This window comes from Microcystis sp. Msp_OC_L_20101000_S702 (genome assembly GCF_007095705.1).
GTDB lineage: Bacteria > Cyanobacteriota > Cyanobacteriia > Cyanobacteriales > Microcystaceae > Microcystis > Microcystis ichthyoblabe_A.
On record NZ_SFBO01000121.1, the window covers coordinates 1 to 21,312 of the forward strand.

Sequence of the window (21,312 nt, forward strand, 5' to 3'; positions counted from 1 at the left end):
TATGGGATAGAGAGGTGCGTAGTTCACCCAAGGAGAATTAATCTCTCGAAGTAAAAGTGAAGGGAATTTCTGAAATGGAATTCAGTCTGTCTATATTTGACTATACTTTTACTAACTATAGTTACTTTAACAAAATAGTCCTAAAAGTCTTTCCCAGTAAACATTTCACGATTCCATAGGCAAAAATTATCACAAAAAGTCGAGAAGATCCAAACTTTTTCAGCAAACCCTAATTAGTTGTCGTAACAATTGTCGTCAGAAGCGGGTAACGCGACTCGAACGCGCGACATTCACCTTGGGAAGGTGACGTTCTACCACTGAACTATACCCGCAAAACTATTCCTAATCATAGCATTGACCCCCCGACGAGAGCAACTGCTCTAGGCTGTTTTTCATCATCGCGCCGGTTTGTCCAGAAACGCTAAACTGTAAAGCTTCCCGATAGACTCGCCGCCGGATGATCAAGAATATTCACCGTCCCACCAGAAGACTCGACTTCCCCTTTGACAAAAGACCATAACCTCTGCTGTAGGAGGGGTTAAGACAATTTCTGATGCTCCGTTACTGGGTACCAATCAACGCCTTCTGTTGCGGAGAAGTCGGTCGAGTTATCTTAGAAAAACGATAACTTCCCTCTCTAATCGCACATTCTACCATATTCAGGTAAATCGTCTCTAAGTCCCCCAATAAAGTCCGAAAACTATTTCTAGGGATCTTCCCTTGATTCTGTTCTTTTCTCTGTTTAGATTGCACCGATTCACTGCGCCTCGGTTTAATCACATTCAGGGAACTATCATCAATTTATTCATCCTCAAATAGTCAAGGAGCTAGAGATTGTTTGCAATGCCATTTGTCGATAATATCACCGGGTAATTTTGAGAAGTTGGCAAGGTTTCTTTTAAAATGCCTCTGAGCTTGGACAGGAATTTAGGGGGTATTTTCTGACAAAGAATCACTATAATTAAATAAAAATGGTACGCTATTTTTTCCCGATCCATCCATGACTAAAACCCGGGGCATTTGCGCTCCACCTTCGCGCCAAGCTTCGATCGCTTCTTTCTGTAAAACTAATCCTCCCCCCTGTTCTTTTAAAGTTTCTGCTAATAGTCTTTGTGCCTCAGCTTTCCCTTTAGCGCGATTGATTTCTGCCTGGGCCTGTTGTTCGGCTTCTTGGGTGATATAAACGGCTCTTTGGGCGCGTTGTTCCGCGATTTGTTTATCTTCGACAGCCCGAGCAAATTCCGGAGAAAAATTCAAATCTACCACACTGGTATCTAAGACTAGAATACCATACTTTTCTAACCGAGTCGATAGGGCATTATCAAAGTCTTCTTTTAACTCACTGCGTCGAGTAATTGCCTCCTCTACTGTTCTTTTAGCGGCGGCAATTTTAAAGGATTCTTGGGTTTGAGGGGCGATAATTTTAGCGACAATATTTTGTAGGGTACCTTGGGTTCTTCTAATTGCCACTACTTGAGTCGGATCAAGACGAAAATTAATCGCAAAACTAGCGGATAAATTTTGTAAATCTTTAGTGGAACTTTGGGCGGGAACTTCAAATTTTTGCACCGTAAGATCGTAGATATCGACACTAGAGACAAAGGGAGGTTTAAAGTGCAATCCCTCCAATAAAACCCCGTCCTTAGCCTTTCCTAAAACACTTAAAACCCCCGCTTGTCCGGGAGTGATAATCACATAGGCATTAAAGGCCGCTAAAATTACAATAGCAGCTAATAATCCCCCGATCAGGGAAAGTAAATTAATAGCATCTTTTTGGTTCATAGTTTATACTCCTTGACGAGGGACTAAAGCGAGAATTTTTGTGGCGATCACTTGATTGACAGGCATCACTGACAGACGATTTCCTGTCCTTACTAATAATAATTCATCGGCGGTAAAATTTTGTTTTAAAATTCCCAGGGGCAGCATTTGGGGAAAAAGGCGATCAAACTCAACTTTAACCGTCCACCAGCGTGGGGAATCTGGAGAGGATTTGGGATCATAGTAGGGACTATCGCGATCGAATTGTGTGGGATCGATCATATCGGTTTCCACTACGCGCATCAAGCCGACAATCGCCGGCGGGGTGGTATTAGAATGGTAAAAAAAGGCTAAATCTCCCCGCTTCATCTGACGGAGAAAATTGCGGGCCTGATAATTTCGCACTCCCTCCCAAATAGTTTGACCATCTTTTTTTAAATCCCCGATACTATAGACATTGGGTTCCGATTTCATTAACCAGTAATTTAAATTCATCATTTATAGTTGTTATTAATTCAAATAAGCTCAAAAATATTTTTAGCCGTTCCTATCAGCCTTGTTGCCATAGGGTTAAATATAATTCACTTTGGCTGCTTTTGTAGTTCTACTCAAACAATTATTGGGAAGAATGTATCTAAAAATACTTTTGTTAGCGGCAATTTTTAAGGACTATGAGCCTTCAAGTCTAGCTATTCTTGGCAACCGTCAGTTTTTCCCTATGGCTAAAAATAATTTATCCTCCACTATTAAATCGCTCAAATAAGCTGTAAAATAAGATACATTGCCCTAAAAATCTCTAGCCAATAAATAGATTATCGGTGTTCCAAGCCACTCGCCGCCGTTTAGCCTTATGGTACACTGTTGTCACTGCCATACTACTGCTTTTTCTCGCTACGGGAATGTATTTTTATGTGCGGCATACCCTAGTGGATCGCATTGATGATACCCTTAAACACATCATTGAGGTGGTAAATCGTTCCCTCGTGATCGAATCGATTCCCCCGAACCAAGGACGTTATCGCGTCGATCCCCTCGCAAGTTTTCCCAGTCAGGGTAAATCCGTGGAGGACGATCATATAGATTTGGAATGGTTCGATCCCCAAGGTAATCTAGTTTGGTCAACTCTGCCCGAATCCTTAGATATTCCCCTCCATCCCCACCGTCAGGGGGAAACTATTCGCTTATCCGATGATCGTCTGCTGCGACAAATAACCGAAAGGGTGGAAATCGATCATTATGTTTTGGGATATCTGCGGGTAAGTCATCCTTGGTTTGAGGTGACAAAACCAATTAGACAGCTATTATTGGATTTAATCGTCGGAATTTGCCTGATGATTGCCAGTGTCGCCGGGATTGGTTGGTTTTTGTCCGGTTTAGCCATTCAACCGGTAAAAGAGTCCTATCAGAGTTTAAAACAATTTACCGCCGATGCTTCCCATGAATTACGCAATCCGATCGCCACTATCCAAACTAACGTGCAAATGGCGATCGCTTATCCTCAAACTGGCGATCAACGCTTGCAGGTGATCGAGCGTTTAACGGAAAGATTGGGCAATTTAGTCAATGATCTGCTTTTTTTAGCCCGTTCTGATAGTGGCATCGTCCAACCGATCGAGCAAGCTGTACCTTTGGATGCTTTATTGATGGAAGTGGTGGAAGAACAGCGTTTAATCGCCGATAAGCAGGGAATTTGCCTCTCTTTGTCGATTGTGGAACCAGACCAAGAGGATTTTTCCTACAGCGATGAAATGTTTACTATGCAGGGAGATTGGGATCAATTAGCCCGTTTATTCACAAATTTAATCTCTAATGCCCTGAAACACGCTTTTTTGCCCGAATCTGAGCCTAAAAATGTGGCAGTGGAATTGGAAAAAAGTAAACGCGATCGACAATCGGTGTTACTGGTGCGCGTCAAAGATAACGGAATCGGTATTCCCGAGGCTGCTTTGTCCCATATTTTCGATCGCTTTTATCGTCTCGATCCCGCACGGCAAAATTCCGCCACTTCCGGGGGAACAGGATTAGGATTAGCGATCGCTTTAGCGATTACCCTCAGTCATCATGGACAAATTAGCGTCGAAAGTCAGATCGATCGAGGAACAATTTTCACCGTCACCCTACCGAAAAGCCATCAACGGGAGAAAAAAACCGAGAAGTCAGAAGCTTAACACCTCTGACTTTTTTTATACCCCCAAGGGAATTCGAATCCCTGTCGCCTCCGTGAAAGGGAGGTGTCCTAGGCCACTAGACGATGGGGGCTTGGATTTCAGACCTTTTTAAATATAACAATAATCTTTCCTAGAGTCAAGGGTTTTAGCAAAAATTTTTTTTATCCCGCCCTTGCACAATAGGATAGTCTAAATGAAGATGTTATCGCCCAAAATCCATGGCTGCCGATCCCTATAAAAGCCGACTGTTTAACCTGATCAACCGTCGCTTGATCCGTCTGAAAGATAACCTCGGCCGCGTTTCCCGTCGCGGTCAAAATGCGATCGCTCTTGCCCTGCAAATAGCCATCTATCCCGTCTATTTACTGATACAATCGCTGCGGGTGACGGCTAATCAATTGGGGAACAGTCTCCAGAAACAATTATCACCCCCCGGCAAAGAGGGGACGGATGCGATCGAAGAATTTCTACAGAGCTTATCCGACCAAGAAACGCCATTTATTGGCATAGCAGCCGATCTAGAGGATCAAGCTTTAGTTTTCGTCACTAACGATCACCAGACCGTTAAAATCACCGATAATCAAACCCAAAGACAAATAGAAAAACAAATTAGGACGGCACTGGCTAACTACGCCCTCGAAAACCGGAAAATTAAGCGATTAAATCCTCAATATCCGCCTTTATTACCGAATTTTACCGATAAAAATCCTGTCTTGCCTCCGATACGTTGGTTTTGGAACCTACTACGCTGGGAACAACAGGGACAAATAGCGATCGCCATAAATCTCTTCCAGGAATCCCATCTCGTCAAAACCCCGACACCACCCTCCTTACCACTGCCTAATTTAAATTCTCAAGCGATTTTAGAAGTTATTGACGAAAAATTAGCAATTTTCGAGGCTAAATTTCTCGCTATCTCCCCCGCAATCCCCAGCAGTGTTAGCCACACCTCTAAACCCCCTTCCGATCTCGTTAACCAGTCCCCGAATCTGGAGAAAAATTCCTCCTATCTCTGGCGACTTTATTGGTTAATTTATGCTGCGATCGAGCATTTCTGGGCAAAAGAGAAGAATAATTTAGAATATAGTGCTGATTCCCCCGCTTTATCGGCAAAATATCCCCTAAGTCTTCCTAATTCTCTGCTGATCACCTTCAAGCAACGTCTCCAGGATTGGCTAGAAAAACAAACCCAAGCGGATCCCTTCACGATCGGCAAACTCATCCAAGCGGCGATCGATCACTTTTTTTCCTCTCGCCAATCCCTGACATTTGCCGCCGTCAGCGAGCAAAATTGGCTAGAATCCGCCGATATCTTGGCTATTTCTCCCCAAGACTCCGAAAAACCCCGCCTTAATCCCGCTTATCCCCTTCCCCAGTCCCCAGTCACCACAGCCGAGCCTAATATCACAAAAAAAGCTTTTAGTCAAGAAAAACAAAATAAATCTTTACAAAAAATCCCCCCAGCCGCCGCTGAAATTACTGCCAGAGAATCTCCCCCCGCCACCCAATTAGATCCCCGCTATGCTAAGGAGATAATTCAACCAATTAACGAGGAATGGTTAGAAACCGAATCAACCCCCGTCGGCTACGTTAAACACCCCTTAGAACGGATTTTAGAGGGATTAGATGCGATCATTTTATGGGTAGAGGAATTGGTTATTAAAATTTGGCGTTGGTTGCGGTATGGTCGACGCATTTCTAAATTACTCAAACGCAAACGCTAAATCGATCGAGCGATTTTGGGTATAGTTGATCGGGTAGTCTTTCTGTTGTGAGAAACTTGAGACTATCTTTAGGGACTTACACCAATTTTCTAAACTAGCGGCAGAGATGGCTAGTTAAAAAAGGCACTCAACTGACCGATATTATCCTATGGGAATGCACCACCGTTTTACTGCTTTTGATAGTCCCTTCGATTAGTCCCAAACCCTATCAAACACCGAAACCAACTTTAAAGTAACCAGAAAACTAGGCTTAGGAAAACAATAATTAAGGGTGATGCTAAATCTGGTTATTTAAAGAATTATTTATTGCTCCTATTGCCTATTGCCTGTCCTGATATGTAGCCTATACTCAACAGATTTAGTATCAGTTATCTTAAGGGTGAGTTACGAAGTCTCTGGTTTTAGGGAACGGGCAACGGGGAACATGAGCCAGTCGTCTAGAGATGAGACAAATTAGGTTACACTTCATCTGTAGAAGAAACGCTGTAACCTAATTCCGATGATGGCTGTACTTTCTGACCTATTTTCGGTTCTGTGCCTGCCAACAATCTTTTAATATTACCCTGATGACGAACAATCACATAGATTCCCCCCATCAAACTAAATAAAATATAGGGGAGAGGTTGACCCAAAACAATCATTAAAATATTGACCACCAGCGCCCCAATAATTGAACCTAAAGAAACAATCCGGAAAAGTGCCAGAATAACTAAAAAACTCGCCAAAGTTCCGCAAGCCACTAGGGGATTCATCACTAATAAAACCCCTAAACTGGTGGCGACGGATTTACCACCACTAAAATTCAAGAAAATCGATTTACTATGACCGATGATTGCTCCCAATGCTGCCCCGATAATTAACCAATAATACCAACTTTCTGGGAGAAGATTGACATCAATAAAATATAGTCCTCGTGCCAGGGCTACCGCCGCCATTCCTTTTAACATATCAATTAATAACACCGTCGCCCCGGCAGTTTTTCCCAGAGTTCTCAACACATTGGTGGCCCCGGTGGAACCGGAACCATAGTCACGAATATCGATACCTTTGCTGTATTTACCGATTAAATAACCCGTGGGAATTGAACCGAGCAGATAGGATAAAAGTAAGATAGTAACACTGATAAGAATCGGAATAAGCATAAATTAAACCCAATTTTTAGCAAGAGCGAGCGCCGTCATCAGTGTATCAGTCCGAAGACAAAAAACACTCACAGGGAACCATAGACGGGAATTGCCGCCCCGCGCAAGTCTTTCGCCCCTTCCCCCGCTAGAAAACAGATCACCTCGGCTAGAGATTGGGGACTTACCCAGTCCTTGGCCTTTGCCTCTCCCATCGCTTCCCGGTTGCTCGGAGTATCGATAACACTTGGTAAAACCACGTTAGCGGTAATATTAGTCTGTTTGGTTTCTTCTGCGATCGCTTGGGTTAAAGCCACTACCGCCGCTTTCGAGGCACAATAGGCGGCCAAATTTGCCCCCGGTTGTACGGCACCACGAGAACCGATAGTGACGATACGACCATAATTATGAAGTTTCATCGAGCGCAAACAGTGTTTACACAGTAAAAAAGTGCTATGGAGGTTTAAATCAAACATTTTTAGCCAATCTTCATAGCTAAACTCCTCCGTCGCCCCCATGGTAAAACCCCCGACTAGATGAATTAAAACATCGACCCGACCGAGATCATCAATTAATCTAGCCACGGCAGTTTCTTGGGTTAAATCCACCCTGACAAAGCGAATACGCTCAAATTCCGCCGCACTCAGCCGAGATTTCAGACGACCTACCTCCCTTTCCTCCCGATAGGTCATGGTTAGATGACCGCCATGGTGTAAAACCGCCGGAGTGACTCCTAAACCCAGTCCCCCCGTACCGCCGGTCAGCAATACCCGTTTATCTTTCATATTGATTGATAGATAGTCGATCGCTCCAATTATAGATGATTTAACGGGACAATTGGGCAATATTACCGCCTTTCTCGCCGGTCTAGGATTCCTTCATCGCTTGTTTTTTCTCCGCCTTCAGGTCGCGACTGCTGGCGGCGGCAATTTCCGCATCCATCAGGGTGCGTCCGGTGGCCGCCAGATAGACATCATCGAGACTAGGACGGGATTGGGCCATGCTAAACACGGGTAATCCCGATTCGGCTAGGGTTTGTTCAATTTTGCTTAAAGGATTGCTATTGGCCGTGACGATGAGATTCAGGGAGTTACCCTGGGCGGTATTAACGATTACTTCCTCGACAAAAGGCAGACGGGATAATAATTCTTTCGCTTGGAAAGCTTCTTCCTCTGGGGAAAATTCCCGCACTTTCAGGGTAATGCGATCGCCACCCAGTTGCTCCTTCAGTTGTGAGGGGGTACCGCGAGCGATGACGATACCATTGTCGATAATTGCCAAGTTATCGGCCAAAGCGTCGATTTCTTCGAGATAATGGCTGGTAATTAATACACTGGTTCCGGCCGCCCGCAATTGTCGCAGAAAATCCCAGACAATCAAACGACTTTCGATATCGAGTCCCACAGTCGGTTCATCCAGCACCAAAACCTCCGGCTGATGCAGTAATCCCGCAGCTAAATCCAGCCGTTTTTTGATGCCGCCGGAATAGGTCCCCGTTTTTTTGTCCGCGTATTCCTCTAATCCTAAAAGATTTATTAATTCTTTAATTCGATCTCTTGACTTTTGAGCGGGAATGTGATAGAGAGCCGCTTGTAGTTGCAACAGTTCCCGGCCGGTGAGCATTTTATCGAGGGCGACTTCTTGGGCAACGTAACCCAGGCGTTTACGGGCGGATTTGGGGTTATTCAGGGCATCGACACCCCCCACCTCGATTTTGCCGCCATCGGGTTTAGCAAGGGTGCAAAGACAGCGGATCGTGGTGGTTTTCCCCGCACCATTGGGACCGAGTAAACCGAAGATTTCTGCCGCTGCCACGGTAAAGGAGATATCTTTAACCGCTGCTGTCTGACCGTAGGATTTTTTTAAGTTTTTGATCGCCACCGCAAGGGTCATAAGCTGATTTTCGCCCACTTGAGCGAGACAATTTTTTTGTTAACTTTCTCGGTCTATTTTAACCCAGATTCCCCACTGCAAAACCTAACACAGCCTTGTTGATCTTTTCCGATCAAGATAAACTTTGACGGGATTTGGCCTCATTCCCAGAGAACCTGCTGCTGTTCCACCGTTGCCTGTTGGCCCGGGCAACTTATTCCGACAGCATTGTTCACGTTAACTTAAATTAACTTTTTTGGCAAAAGTGAATCGGAACAAGGGTTTTTCGCTAAATTGATAATGATTATCATTCTAATTAATAAGAGAAATCATGGTTCTACAGGTCTCTAGGGTAGGATTAGTTTGTGATGCGAATAAAATCCGCAAAAAAAGCCCTACATCTCCATTTATCGCCGTTAGCTTCATTTTATCGCTTTCTTTCGCCCTGGTAACTGTGGCTAAGGCTGAAGAGCCTGCCATTGGTCAGAGTTTGCCCGAATTTTATATCGGGGTGGATAATCAAATCACCTTAACTCGGGGCATCTATGAGGGATTAGCCAATCCTAACTATAACCGGTTAACTCTTCTGGTTGCTCACCGAGAGGGAACCCCTCATTTTCACGGTATCGGCACTTACAGTTATTCCGGACCGTCTAGTAATCCAGTAGTTAATCCTACTAACAGCAATAATCGCATTCCTGAGACTTCTACAGGATTGCCTCCTCTCTCCTTAATTGCGGGAAAAGGAATTTTTCAGAATAGTTTTGTTAGTGCTGCCACTGGGGAGGAATATAGCAATCTACTGATGCAATCAGTGGCAACTATTAATAATTCCTCTGACTTGGGAGAACAAGCTCTTTTTAACAGTTCTGGGGGACGGTGGAATCGGTCTTTAGGTAATGCCAACCTATCCTTACAACTGTTAGAGATTAGTGATGGATTAACAGTAGCTAACTCTTTAGGACAGACAATTTTAGCTAATGCTGGCGATATCTATGCGATCGGTACTGGTGATAACTTCTCCTTTTTACCGAAGTTTCTTGCCTCTCGACCTGGAAAATATTCAGCCAGTTTTAAGCTGGTAGATCTTAGCTTTTCTTGGGGAGAGTCAGGAATTTTCAACCTAGATTTTCAAACAGTTCCCGAACCATCAACTCTGATCGCCTTAATACTGTTCGGGTCAATTGTATTAACTCGATCGAGGAGTAAAAACTAAAACCAATCGGTTTTGGAGAGAGCAAAATTATCCCCAAAACCGCTCCAGATCGAGATCGGCTTTGTTGAAATGGAAAACAGGGATTATTCCCTGAAAAACTGGCAACTTTTTTGACTATAATAACGACAAGATTATCGGTATAGTTTTAAACTATCCTAGGATAAGCCCTATCTCGATCGCAATATATATTTATGAGATTTAGTGAAATTGCCCAAAAATTAAGCCCTTTAGTCTCTGCTCACAGTTTAACTGCCTATCCCGACAGAAATCCCGAAATTAAAGCCATAACTCCCATCGAAACCGCCCTAGTCGATACGATTAGCTATATCGAAGGGGGAAAATTTGCTGCCTTTGTCGCCAAAACTGAGGCTACTGCCCTAATTCTGCCCCTGGATGCCAATTTACAACAACAGGCCGACGAACGCGGCATCCCTTGGTTAGCTAGTGCCAATCCCCGACTTTTATTCGCCCACGCCATCAAATTATTCTATCAACCCTTTCAGCCCCAACCCTACATTCACGCCACTGCCGTGGTGCATCCATCGGCTAAAATCGGCCATAAAGTTGCCATCGGGGCCCATGCTGTGGTAGAAGCGAATGTCATCCTCGGTGATGGGGTGTGCATTCATCCTAACGCCGTTGTTTACCCCGGGGTGCATATTGGTGATCGCACAACTCTCCACGCTAACTGTACCATTCACGAACGGGTACAAATCGGCAATGATTGCGTTATCCACAGTGGCGCTGTTATTGGTGCGGAGGGCTTCGGTTTTGTGCCAGTTCCCGAAGGCTGGTTTAAGATGGAACAATCGGGTATCGTGGTCTTAGAAGATGGGGTAGAAATTGGCTGTAATAGTGCCGTGGATCGTCCGGCAGTGGGAGAAACCCGCATCGGTAGCCAGACTAAGATCGATAATCTCGTCCATATTGCCCATAATTGCCAAATTGGCCAAGCCTGCGCCCTAGCAGGACAGGTGGGCATGGCAGGAGGCGTAAAATTGGGCGATCGCGTTATTTTAGCAGGACAGGTGGGCATTGCCAATCAAGCAGCGATCGGGGACGGTGCGATCGCAACCGCTCAGGCTGGCATTCACAACGATATCGGTGCAGGAGAAGTGGTTTCTGGCTCTCCTGCTATGCCTCATAAACTATTCCTCAAGGTAGCAGCCGCTTACAAGCGTTTACCCGAAATCTATCAAGCGGTTAAGCAATTGAAAAAATAGCCCTATTCAGGAGACAGGAGACAGGAGATTATTTCTATTTATTCTTCCGACACCCCACACCCTCTTTCAAGTCAGTAGGATTATTGATTAGGGATTTTTCGATAATGGGTACAACTTGCAGGCGTAACCCAAGTGCTTGCAAAACCTTAAGAACTGTAGCAAACTCACCGATTACCCCGATTCGACAAAGATTTATAGAGACTCTCCCGTCCCAAACCCGTCTCACGAGCAATATGAGTCATCCCTTGAAAACGAGCAATATCGCCTAATGCTGCCACTACTAAGCTACGATCGCCATCTTCGAGGGCAGCTTCCAGATAAGCAGCGATATCTTCTTTTGTTTTCAAATGATCTGCTGAATCCCAAGGATAAGTCTGAATTGTAGCCATAGAGAACCTCCTATAAGTATTGGGCTAAATCTAATGCTGTTTTGATGTCCCGTTCAAAATCAATCGAATCTAAATTTTAGCCGGCGCTTAAAAGAGGGTGGCTTTCATGCTCCCGTGTTACTATCGGTAATTAGTAATCGGCCAACATAGTGGTGTGAGCTTGTTTACTTATTATCGTTTACTGTTTACTTTCGAGATACTCATGTTGCTCTTGCGTTATGGTATTACCGTGAGTGCGGTGCTTGGGTTGATTTTCTTGGCTGAATCCTCGGTTAAGGCACAAACTCAGTCCGCTGCCGATTTATTGAAGAAACCCCGACCTACTGCCAATCCAGTGTCTCAATTACCTGGTCCCTCGGCGGCACCGGCAACCACGGAAGCGGATCCCAAGGCCCCTAATTATCTTAATCCTAGTGGCAATCCCCTGATTTTTCCCACCAAACCGGATGAGGTGAATATTAGGGTAGTACAACCGATCACCTTAAATCAAGCGATCGAATTAGCTTTAAAAAATAATCAGACCTTACAGACATCGCGGATTAATTTGGAAATCGCTCGCGCCCAATTAAAGGAACAACAGGCGGCCTTATTACCCACGGCCCAAGCGGAAACCAGTCTCACTCAAGATCAATCGGCAGCTGCCCAAAGACAGAATAACTTGGCTCGTCAACAGGGAATCCCAGCCGTTACACCAGAAGATAGTACCAACTTTCAGGGTAGTGTTAGCATCGTCTATGGGGTTTATACAGGGGGTGAACGGGCAGCCCAGATCAAAAGGGCCGAAAAAGTCATCCGGCAACAGGAATTAGAGGTGGAACGAGTCTCGGAACAAACTCGTTTTGATGCCACCGATGCCTATTATGAATTACAGAGGGGTGATGCCCAAGTTGCGATCGCCCAAGCTGCGATCGAAGATGCTAGTCAAAGTTTACGAGATGCTCAATTATTGGAGCAAGCAGGACTAGGAACCCGATTTGCTGTCCTACAGGCGGAAGTTGACCTAGCTAACGCTAACCAAGACTTAACCCGGGCGATTTCTACCCAGCGTATTTCCCGACGGCGACTGGCACAGATATTGAGTGTCGGTCAGCACATCGAGTTAACCGCTGCCGATGAGATTCGCGAGGCGGGAACTTGGGGCTTAAGTCTTGATGATAGTATCGTTTTAGCCTACAAAAATCGCGCGGAATTAGAACAACAACTCTTACAGAGGGAAATTAGCGCAGAAGACCGCTCGATCGCTATTTCGGCGGTGATTCCCCAAGTGGACCTTCTGGGCCAGTATAATGTCCTTAACGATCTCAGTGATGAAGCTGGTTTTGGCGATGGTTTTAGCGTCGGTGGCCGGATTCGCTGGACTTTCTTTGATGGTGGTCGTGCTTTTGCTCGCGCTCGTCAAGCGGAAAGAAATATCGATCGCGCCGATACGGAATTCTCCCTCCGTCGCAATGAAATCCGCCTTCAGGTGGAGGAATCCTACTATAGTTTGATTTCTAACCAAGAAAACATCAAAACTTCGCAAAAAAGCATTGAATCCGCCACCGAAAGTCTGCGATTAGCCCGTTTACGCTTTCAGGCGGGTGTTGGAACCCAAACGGACGTTATCAACTCCCAACGGGATTTAACCGATGCCAGAAGTCGTTATCTGCAGGCGATCGTTGATTACAATAAATCCTTGAATAGTCTCCAGCGATCGATTAGTAATTTACCGGACAATCGTTTGTTTGAAGTGCGTTAATTGTACGATTTATTGATCTGTGGTGTGGGGGGAGATGGACAAATCTCCCCTATTTTAAGGGGTTTCGATGATTCTAATTTGTTGTTCCCGCAATTGCTGCAGGGTGGGAGTTTCCTGTCGCTCTTGCACCTAACGATAGGAATTACTGCGAAACAAAGCTGATCATAAATTGGACGGCTTTTTTTCTAGGCCGCTTGCAGAACATAGAAGGTATAACCATAGAAGTTGCTGAATTTCTCAAAAAGTTTCATCTCTTCTTCGGTTTCACGAATAACCGATGGGCTACTTGGGCTGATTTCCAGCTGCCCGATTCGCTCACGGAGAGGTTGATAATAATTTAGCCACCAAACCTGACTGGGCAGCCTCTGGGTAGAAAGTACCTTAAAACCAGACCTATTAGCCCGAACGATATTCTCAAACTCATTACCCATTGTATGATAGGCGTTTTGCCAATAGGCCACAGCCGGCTCTGGTAGCTCATCAGTAAACCAACTCATCTCCGAGATGACGGCAATCCCGTTGTTAGAAACAAGCGGTCGCCAGATTTTAAGAGCCTGCTCAAACCCAAGATTATAAGCAGCCCCCTCAGACCAAAGTAGATCAACTGAACCCACTGACCAATCAAGTTTAGCCATATCACCATGAATTGGAATGATTAAATGCTCAAGACCAAGCTGTTTTGCTCGGGTTTTGAGTTCGTCGATAAAAACCGATGAGGAATCCACTGCCATGACAGGGCTTTGGTAGTATTGTGCCAGCAGTAAAGCACTGGCACCACTTCCACATCCTAGATCGGCAATTCGTGGCTTGAGGGGCAAAATAGAGAGATTACTCAAAATTTTTAGGGAGAAGTCAGAGTCACCAGGCCCTTTACGGTCAAGTCCACGGTGTAAATCAGTTAAAGCGGCAACATACTCAGTTTGATTGTCTGTAGTCATAGAGATTTTTGCTGGCTCTAATAGCTGAAAACAGCCCATTCCTAGCTTAATCGCTTAGGCGATCGTTCCCGTCAGGGGGGAACTAGGACTAGCATAGGACTTAATCGGCATTCTTCCCGCTAAATAGGCTAAACGTCCCGCTTTTGCCGCCATTGCCATGGCCTGGGCCATCATAGCCGGATTGGCCGCCATAGCGATCGCACTGTTAATTAATAAAGCATCGGCCCCCATTTCCATGGCCCGGGCTGCTTCTGAGGGTGTACCGATCCCAGCATCGACCACCACGGGAATTTGGGACGATTCGATGATAATCGCGATATTTGCCTCATTTTTCAGCCCCTGTCCCGACCCAATCGGCGATCCTAGGGGCATAACCGTGGCGCAGCCGGCTTCCTCTAAACGTTTGGCTAAGAGAGGATCGGCGTTAATATAGGGCAGTACGGCAAAACCTTCTTTAACTAATTGTTCCGCCGCTTGCAAAGTTCCGATCGGATCGGGTAATAAATATTTAGGATCGGGAATAACTTCGAGTTTAATAAAGTTATTGTCTTCCTGTCCCAATAATTTGGCCATTTCTCGTCCTAAACGAGCCACCCGAATCGCTTCTTCGGCCGTTTGACAACCGGCAGTGTTGGGTAACATCCAGATTTTTGACCAATCGATCGCCGCTGCTAATCCCTCATGACCGGGTGCGTTCGTTTGTACTCGTCTAACGGCAACGGTGACAATCTGACATTCACTGGCACTAATACTTTCCTGCATAGTCGTCAGATTGGCATATTTGCCAGTCCCAGTCATCAAGCGGGAGTGAAAGGTTTTCCCGGCAATGGTGAGGCGATCATTCTGGGGCGATAAAAGTGCTTGGGGTTTATTCTCAATAATAGTTAAGGACATAGGTGGAATAGTAACGGGTGATGGTTGATTAAAGCGATCGCAGCTAAAATGGGTCAAAATGGGATTAACTTTGTCATTAATCACCAGGTCAGCAATCAAGGAAGCAGTGACAGGAGCGAGTAAAATGCCGTTACGATAGTGACCCGTGGCTAAAATCAGGTTATCACAGCTACTGCGGCCTAAAATGGGCAATTCATCCGGTGTACCCGGGCGGAATCCCCACCACATTTCCTCGATTTCCCAGTCAGCTAAAGGGGGATAGAGACGGGTAGCACGCGCAAAAAGGGTTTGCAATCCTTGGGGTGTATTGCCAGTTTGCCAGGCGACTTTTTCAGAAGTGGCCCCGATAATTAAACGACCATGGCGACGGGGAACCAGATAGGTTTGGGGACCGAATAAAACCCTAGTTAAGGTCTGGTTAGGGGGCATTTTTACCGCGGCCATTTGACCTTTGACGGGATGGATGGGGAGGGGTAAAAGTTGACTGGCCCAAGATCCCGTCGCTAAAATATAAATTTTTGCTTCTAATTCCCCAATTGAGGTATAAATACTCTTGACTTTTCCCTGCTTTTGCTGTATAGCGTGGACTTCTACCCCTTGGCGAATTTCTACCCCTAAATTTTCGGCCGCTTGTTGCAGCCCAGTCACTAGCTGCCGGTTGTCCACTTGTCCATCGTCGGGATACCACCAACCACCGATCACATCTTTACCTAGTCCGGGTTGGTAGAGGTGAACTGCATTGCTGTCTAACCAAATTTTATTAACTTCCTCGGTAGTAACGGGCTGCTCTAGCTCGTAAATGGGAGCAAGAATACCACAGGGATAGTAACCGCTGTTTATCCCCGTTAAATCCTCGATTTTGCGGCTCCACTCTGGATATAGCCATCGTGATCGCAGACAAAGATCGAGAAACGGGCCCGGGGGAATGCCTTCTGCATGGGGGGCCAACATTCCCGCAGCCGCACGACTAGCGGCCTGAGCTATATCTCGAACTAGGAGGGTAACTTTTGCCCCGCGCAATTGCAAATCGACGGCGATCGCTAATCCGATGATACCACCGCCCACGATCAAAATTTCGCTAGTTGAGTTCTTGACCCTCCCATGGCTAAAAGCGAGGGATTCTTGGTTCAACGACATGGCTTAAAAATCTAAAGGAAATGTAACCTTGATCCTAACTCGCAATTAGTCAGCCGAGAGGAGGGAGAAGTGGGGCTACTGGCATAATTTAAGCTTAAGATAATTTGTAGTCGATCTTTTCTAAGCTTCCCTTTTTCTTTAGAGCATTATGACTTCCCCTGCTGTCGATCGAGTTTATCAAGGTCAATTCGGAGAGTTTACGATTACGGATAGTGATCGCCTAGGGGTGCGTCTCTACCGTCTGGGTTTAAATTTAGCGGCTTTTAGTTTCGCTGTCGCTACAATTATAGTTCTCACCCGACCGCAATTACTGCCCCTGACTAACCTTTTATACATGGGTTTTTGTCTGGGGTTAGGCATCAGTTTATTGACTATCCATATATATTTAATTCCCCTCCATCGTCTCCTGCAATTTTTTTGGCTAATCGGGGCGATTACTTCCCTAATTTTCAGCCTCTATTCTCACCTTTCTCCCCTAGAATTTGTCTATAACCATCCGGTGAGTTTATTGGGTGTTGGCTTTATTTTTGCTAGTCTCACGGGGATTTATTTCAAAGAAGCTTTTTGTTTTAATCGTCTAGAAACCAAGTTTTTAACCCCTCTAGTTCCCACCCTTTTACTCGGTCATCTTTTGGGGATATTGCCCTTAAATTGGGAAAAGGGGCTATTAATTCTCTGGGCGACTTTATTCGTTATCTTTGCTCTGAGAAAATTAAGCCAACCTCTCCCCAACGATATCGGTGATAAATCGGTCTTTGAACATCTTAATCACTGATAAACTCTCCAGAGATTAAAATCTATTCTAAGATACAGTCTTGCGGGTGGGTGAGTGGAACGAACCACTCCAGACACAAAGGACACAAAGATCGATCACTACTATATAAGTTAAACTGATCGGGTTTCAGCTTTTTGTTCTTTGTCTCTTTCTGGTTTATTCTTGGTCAGTAATCAGTAAACAGTAATCAGTGAAAAGATAGTAAGAAACTTATATTTAATACTGTCACTTAAAACTCAAATCTGATAACTGATAACTGATAACTGATAAATGTTACCTATCTGGAGTCCTCGATGGTAGCCGGATTGGTAGTATTGGCAGTCTTGCTGGTGAACATTTGTATTAGACTAAAACCGACAAAAGCGAGTAAAGCTATGCCACCAATAGCAGTAACAATTTTACCCACGAGATTTTCTGTGCGGGGTTGTTCGGGGGCATCCTCGTTGGGATCCTCCGAATGGGCAAAACGATTGTAGAGGAAATCGAGAGCTTCATTGCGGAGTTCGTAGTAACGGGGATCCTCGGTAATTTGGGAACGAACCCGGGGACGAGCAAAAGGCATCTTTAACACCTCCCCGATTTTAGCACTTGGGCCGTTGGTCATCATCACCAAGCGATCGCACAAGAACAAAGCCTCATCGATATCGTGGGTAATCATCAACACCGTTAACTGGTGTTCTTGCCAGATTTTCAGCAATTCTTCCTGTAATTCTTCTTTAGTGATCGCATCTAAGGCCCCAAAGGGTTCATCGAGGATGAGGACTTGGGGACGAATGGCCAGGGCGCGGGCGATCGCAACCCGTTGTTTCATGCCTCCCGATAATTGGGGGGGTTTTTTCTGGGCAGCTTCTGTCAATCCCACTAAGGATAGATTTTCTTCCACAATCTTCACCTTCTCAGCGTGAGATTTTTGGGGATAAACCGAACTAACCCCGATATAAACGTTCTCAAAGGCAGTTTTCCAGGGCAAAAGCGAATAATTTTGGAATACCATCATCCGGTCCGGTCCCGGTTCCTTAACCTCTTTATCCTGTAGCAGCACTTGCCCACGACTAGGAGAAGAAAACCCCGCCACCATATTTAAAAGGGTCGATTTACCGCAGCCGGAGTGACCGATAATGCAGACAAATTCCCCCTCATTGACTTGCAGCTCCACACCGTCTAAAACGGTGTAAACCCCTTCGGGAGAGGGGTATTCTTTGGCAACATTACTAACTAATAAAAAAGGCTGGGTGGTGGTGCTGGAATTCACGGTCTTATCGGTAAAAGTTTGCATATTCGTCCTAGATTTATTTTAAGGTGGGCTTTGCCCACCACAACCATTAATTAGCGACGGGATCATCGAGGAGAACTTCCGAGACGCGATAATCGCGACGGATCGAAAAACGTTCCAGATAGCCGATCGGATCGTCGGGACTGAAAATAAGATGATCAAAGAGGGCAAAACTGTGGCGATCGGGTTCCAAATCGGGAAGGCCCAGGGACCGGCAAGCTTCACCAAACAGATCGGGACGACGGACGCGTTCAATCACTTCCACCCAGTTGCGGGGGAACGGTGCGTAACCCCAACGAGCAAGCTGAGTTAGGGTCCATAGGGCCTCACTGCGGCCTGGACAGTTAGCTTGATCGACGTAAAACTGATTAAATCGGAATAGGGGTTCGGGGGCAGTTCCTAAACCGCGATCGTAACCATCGAGGAAACCGGGGCGGATAATTGCCCTATCCACACCCACATACTGGGGCTGACTGAGAATATTAACGATTTCTTCTCGATTACGCTGATCATCGCAGTATTCACAGGCTTTAATTAAAGCTTTCACCATGGCGATATGGGTTTCGGGATGTTTCGCTGCCCAAGTTTCCTTGACTCCGAGGACTTTTTCCTGGTGTCCGGGCCAAATATCGAGATCGGTGGCGATAACGTAGCCTAATTTTTCGTGAACGGCGTAGGAGTTCCAGGGTTCCCCCACACAATAACCGTCGATCTTACCCGCTTTTAGTAGGGAAACCATCTGAGGCGGCGGAATTACGGCTAAATTGACATCACTATCGGGATCGATGCCGCCACTAGCTAACCAGTAGCGTAACAGTAGATTGTGCATGGAGGCGGGGTGAACCATGCCGAAAGTGGCGATTTTATCGGGACTTTGCTGGAGGGCATCCTTTAAGTCCTCGAGTTTTTCTACCCCCAATTCCCTGTATTTATTGCTGAGGGTGATGGCGTTACCGTTGCGACTGAGTACCAAAGCACTAATCACGGGGACAGAGGGCTTATTTCCAGCCCCAATGGTCATGCTCAGGGGCATTCCCGCCACCATCTGGGCTGCATCGAGACGACCGGTGGCCACTCCTTGGGCGAGTGCTTTCCAGTTGGGTTCCCGTTGCAGGACAACATCCTCTAATCCTTCCTCGGCGAAGAAACCTTTCTCTTTGGCGATAATAATCGGAGCGCAATCGGTGAGGGGGATAAAACCGATGGTGGGATTGGTTTTCAATCTGGTAGCTTGGCCGATCACTGTTACTGGTTCGGTGGGTTGGCCGACTTTCTTCGATCGCTTCTGTTGGTTGAGGAAATAAACGATCTCGTTACGGAGGGAGTAGTAACTGGGATGGTTAACTACTTCTAAACGATGCCGGGGCCGGGGAATGGGAACATCGAGAATCTGACCGATATGGGCCTCCGGACCGGTGGTTAACATCACCACTCGATCGGATAGTAATAGGGCTTCATCCACATCGTGCGTGACCATGATACAGGTAACGTGGCTTTCCTCGACGATTTCCATCAAACGTTCCTGTAAATTGCCTCTGGTTAACGCATCCAGCGCCCCAAAGGGTTCATCAAGTAGCAGGACTTTTGGCCGTAGGGCTAAAGCGCGGGCGATCGCTACCCGTTGTTTCATGCCTCCCGATAATTCTCCCGGTCGTTTGTTGGCGGCATGGCGCAGGTGTACCATATCGATACTATGTTCGATGACACTTTTGCGTTCAGCAGCCGGTAGATGACGCAGCACACGGTTAACTCCCAGGGCGATATTTTCCCGGACGGTTAACCAGGGCAGTAGAGAATAATTCTGGAACACCACCATGCGATCGGGACCGGGACCTTTAATTTCTTTTCCCTCTAAAATCACCCCTCCCACCGTCGGGCGATCGAGTCCAGCGACCATATTTAAGAGGGTGGATTTCCCGCAACCGGAGTGACCGATTAAAGAGATAAATTCCCCTTGAGTAACGCTGAGATCGATATTTTTTAGGGCGATATATTGACGGCCATCGGGGAGAGGGAAAACCTTATCAATGTGATCGACTTCAATAAATGCAGACATTTTCAGTTATCAGTTATCAGTTATCAGTTATCAGTTATCGGTTATCAGTTATCAGATGTGAGTTTTTAGTTTACTGTTTACTTAAAAAGCTCCCCACACCCTGCCCCCACCGAAAAACTTTTTGCCGCAAACCCTATTTATTTTCTTCGGGTACAACTAATTTAGCGATGTAGGCCATGAGGCGATCGAGTAGGAAACCAACAATACCCACATAAATCAGGGCGAGGATAATTTCACTGATCATGGAACTATTCCAAGCATCCCAGATAAAGAAGCCAATTCCCACGCCACCGATCAGCATTTCTGCCGCTACAATCGCCAACCAAGATAAACCGATACCGATTCTTAATCCCGTGAAAACGTAGGGAACGGTGGCGGGAAAAAGAATATTGAAAAAATATTCAACTTTGGATAATTTCAACACTCTAGAGACGTTTTTATAGTCTTGGGGAACCTGTTGTACTCCCACGGCTGTGTTAATAATAATTGGCCAAATTGCTGTAATAAAAATTACAAATATGGCACTAGGTTCGTTATTACGAAAAGCCGCTAGGGAGATGGGTAGCCAAGCTAGGGGGGGAACGGTACGCAGGATTTGAAAAATCGGATCGATCGCATCATAAATTAGGGCGCTGCTACCGATTAAAATACCCGCAGCGATGCCAACAATAGCGGCAAGGGTAAAACCGACGGCCACCCGTTGTAAACTGGCGAAAATTTGCCAGAATAACCCCACATCCGTGCCACCATTATTGAAGAAGGGATTAATAATTAATTCCCAGGTATCGCTAACCACTTTAGTGGGACTAGGGAGGGGAGCATCGGGACTAAAACAGAGTATTTGCCAGATGACGAGGAAAATTAATAAAGCAATCGCCGAAGTTGCTAGTTTGGGTAATTTTTTTTTGAGGTCTTTTACCCATTTCGGACCTTGAGAACGACGAGAAATAGAAACAGCCATAATCAGTTATCAGTTATCAGTTATCAGTTATCAGTTATCAGTGGTTCAGTTATCAGTGATCAGCAT

Annotated in this window: 20 protein-coding genes and 2 tRNA genes; 7 read left to right on the top strand and 15 right to left on the bottom strand. The window is 45.7% G+C overall.

The genetic code is table 11. The features are described 5' to 3' along the window. Positions 1-260: 260 nt before the first annotated feature. The 5 genes from EWV60_RS12965 to EWV60_RS12985 form a co-directional block, all read right to left on the bottom strand. Positions 261-332, bottom strand: a tRNA-Gly gene (locus EWV60_RS12965). A 10-nt stretch (positions 333-342) separates the two neighbouring features. Next, a complete protein-coding gene (locus tag EWV60_RS12970) occupies positions 343-465 on the bottom strand; it encodes a hypothetical protein (protein ID WP_256380580.1) in 123 nt (40 codons plus the stop codon). Between the two features lie 96 nt (positions 466-561). Next, positions 562-753: a transposase gene (locus EWV60_RS12975; RefSeq protein ID WP_223210997.1), complete on the bottom strand. Its 192-nt coding sequence runs from the start codon at positions 751-753 to the stop codon at positions 562-564. A gap of 174 nt (positions 754-927) precedes the next feature. Continuing rightward, positions 928-1,782, bottom strand: a complete 855-nt coding sequence (locus tag EWV60_RS12980) for a prohibitin family protein (RefSeq protein ID WP_287232646.1) — start codon at positions 1,780-1,782, stop codon at positions 928-930. Between the two features lie 3 nt (positions 1,783-1,785). Continuing rightward, positions 1,786-2,259 (bottom strand): EVE domain-containing protein, encoded by a 474-nt coding sequence (locus EWV60_RS12985; protein WP_069475107.1) that lies wholly within the window; start codon positions 2,257-2,259, stop codon positions 1,786-1,788. Positions 2,260-2,347: 88 nt separating this feature from the next. Here EWV60_RS12985 and EWV60_RS12990 point away from each other — a divergent pair, with 88 nt between their 5' ends. Further along, positions 2,348-2,524, top strand: coding sequence for a hypothetical protein (locus EWV60_RS12990; RefSeq protein WP_287232649.1), 177 nt, complete (start codon positions 2,348-2,350; stop codon positions 2,522-2,524). Between the two features lie 55 nt (positions 2,525-2,579). Beyond that, complete coding sequence (locus EWV60_RS12995; protein ID WP_002792654.1) at positions 2,580-3,929, top strand: sensor histidine kinase; 1,350 nt, start codon at positions 2,580-2,582, stop codon at positions 3,927-3,929. A gap of 18 nt (positions 3,930-3,947) precedes the next feature. Here the strand turns inward: EWV60_RS12995 and EWV60_RS13000 are convergent. After that, positions 3,948-4,020, bottom strand: a tRNA-Glu gene (locus tag EWV60_RS13000). A gap of 127 nt (positions 4,021-4,147) precedes the next feature. Between EWV60_RS13000 and EWV60_RS13005 the strand changes: the two genes are divergently transcribed. Then, positions 4,148-5,653, top strand: a complete 1,506-nt coding sequence (locus EWV60_RS13005; protein WP_287232652.1) for a hypothetical protein — start codon at positions 4,148-4,150, stop codon at positions 5,651-5,653. A 458-nt stretch (positions 5,654-6,111) separates the two neighbouring features. Here the strand turns inward: EWV60_RS13005 and plsY are convergent, their stop codons facing one another. The 3 genes from plsY to EWV60_RS13020 form a co-directional block, all read right to left on the bottom strand. After that, positions 6,112-6,795, bottom strand: coding sequence for a glycerol-3-phosphate 1-O-acyltransferase PlsY (gene plsY / locus EWV60_RS13010; protein WP_002736324.1), 684 nt, complete (start codon positions 6,793-6,795; stop codon positions 6,112-6,114). Between the two features lie 68 nt (positions 6,796-6,863). Beyond that, the gene (fabG, locus tag EWV60_RS13015) at positions 6,864-7,559 is read right to left on the bottom strand and encodes a 3-oxoacyl-ACP reductase FabG (RefSeq protein WP_016516142.1); all 696 of its coding nucleotides are present in this window, start codon (positions 7,557-7,559) and stop codon (positions 6,864-6,866) included. An 82-nt stretch (positions 7,560-7,641) separates the two neighbouring features. After that, positions 7,642-8,667 carry an ABC transporter ATP-binding protein gene (locus EWV60_RS13020; RefSeq protein ID WP_271937775.1) on the bottom strand — a complete coding sequence of 342 codons (1,026 nt, stop codon included), beginning with the start codon at positions 8,665-8,667 and terminating at the stop codon, positions 7,642-7,644. A gap of 310 nt (positions 8,668-8,977) precedes the next feature. On the opposite strand from EWV60_RS13020, the gene EWV60_RS13025 reads away from it, so the two are divergent. Together EWV60_RS13025 and lpxD are read left to right on the top strand one after the other, a co-directional pair. Beyond that, a complete protein-coding gene (locus tag EWV60_RS13025) occupies positions 8,978-9,862 on the top strand; it encodes an all3515 family Zur-repressed PEP-CTERM protein (protein WP_287232655.1) in 885 nt (294 codons plus the stop codon). A 191-nt stretch (positions 9,863-10,053) separates the two neighbouring features. Then, the gene (gene lpxD, locus EWV60_RS13030; protein ID WP_287232657.1) at positions 10,054-11,085 is read left to right on the top strand and encodes a UDP-3-O-(3-hydroxymyristoyl)glucosamine N-acyltransferase; all 1,032 of its coding nucleotides are present in this window, start codon (positions 10,054-10,056) and stop codon (positions 11,083-11,085) included. A gap of 164 nt (positions 11,086-11,249) precedes the next feature. Here the strand turns inward: lpxD and EWV60_RS13035 are convergent, their stop codons facing one another. Then, entirely contained in the window at positions 11,250-11,474 is a 225-nt protein-coding gene (locus tag EWV60_RS13035; protein WP_287232658.1) for an addiction module antidote protein, read from the bottom strand. A 202-nt stretch (positions 11,475-11,676) separates the two neighbouring features. On the opposite strand from EWV60_RS13035, the gene EWV60_RS13040 reads away from it, so the two are divergent. After that, entirely contained in the window at positions 11,677-13,212 is a 1,536-nt protein-coding gene (locus EWV60_RS13040) for a TolC family protein (RefSeq protein WP_287232660.1), read from the top strand. Positions 13,213-13,397: 185 nt separating this feature from the next. Here EWV60_RS13040 and EWV60_RS13045 read toward each other — a convergent pair whose 3' ends face one another. After that, positions 13,398-14,150 (bottom strand): SAM-dependent methyltransferase, encoded by a 753-nt coding sequence (locus tag EWV60_RS13045; protein ID WP_249264885.1) that lies wholly within the window; start codon positions 14,148-14,150, stop codon positions 13,398-13,400. Positions 14,151-14,204: 54 nt separating this feature from the next. Next, positions 14,205-16,181 carry a glycine oxidase ThiO gene (thiO, locus tag EWV60_RS13050; protein ID WP_287232662.1) on the bottom strand — a complete coding sequence of 659 codons (1,977 nt, stop codon included), beginning with the start codon at positions 16,179-16,181 and terminating at the stop codon, positions 14,205-14,207. A 148-nt stretch (positions 16,182-16,329) separates the two neighbouring features. Here thiO and EWV60_RS13055 point away from each other — a divergent pair, with 148 nt between their 5' ends. Next, positions 16,330-16,956 (top strand): DUF2301 domain-containing membrane protein, encoded by a 627-nt coding sequence (locus tag EWV60_RS13055; protein WP_002737508.1) that lies wholly within the window; start codon positions 16,330-16,332, stop codon positions 16,954-16,956. Positions 16,957-17,233: 277 nt separating this feature from the next. Here the strand turns inward: EWV60_RS13055 and EWV60_RS13060 are convergent, their stop codons facing one another. From EWV60_RS13060 to ntrB, 3 genes are all read right to left on the bottom strand, one after another. Continuing rightward, positions 17,234-18,232 (bottom strand): nitrate ABC transporter ATP-binding protein, encoded by a 999-nt coding sequence (locus tag EWV60_RS13060; protein ID WP_287232663.1) that lies wholly within the window; start codon positions 18,230-18,232, stop codon positions 17,234-17,236. Positions 18,233-18,278: 46 nt separating this feature from the next. Next, a complete protein-coding gene (locus tag EWV60_RS13065) occupies positions 18,279-20,285 on the bottom strand; it encodes an ABC transporter ATP-binding/substrate-binding protein (protein WP_287232665.1) in 2,007 nt (668 codons plus the stop codon). A gap of 133 nt (positions 20,286-20,418) precedes the next feature. Next, entirely contained in the window at positions 20,419-21,246 is an 828-nt protein-coding gene (gene ntrB, locus EWV60_RS13070) for a nitrate ABC transporter permease (protein ID WP_103112161.1), read from the bottom strand. Positions 21,247-21,312 lie beyond the last annotated feature (66 nt).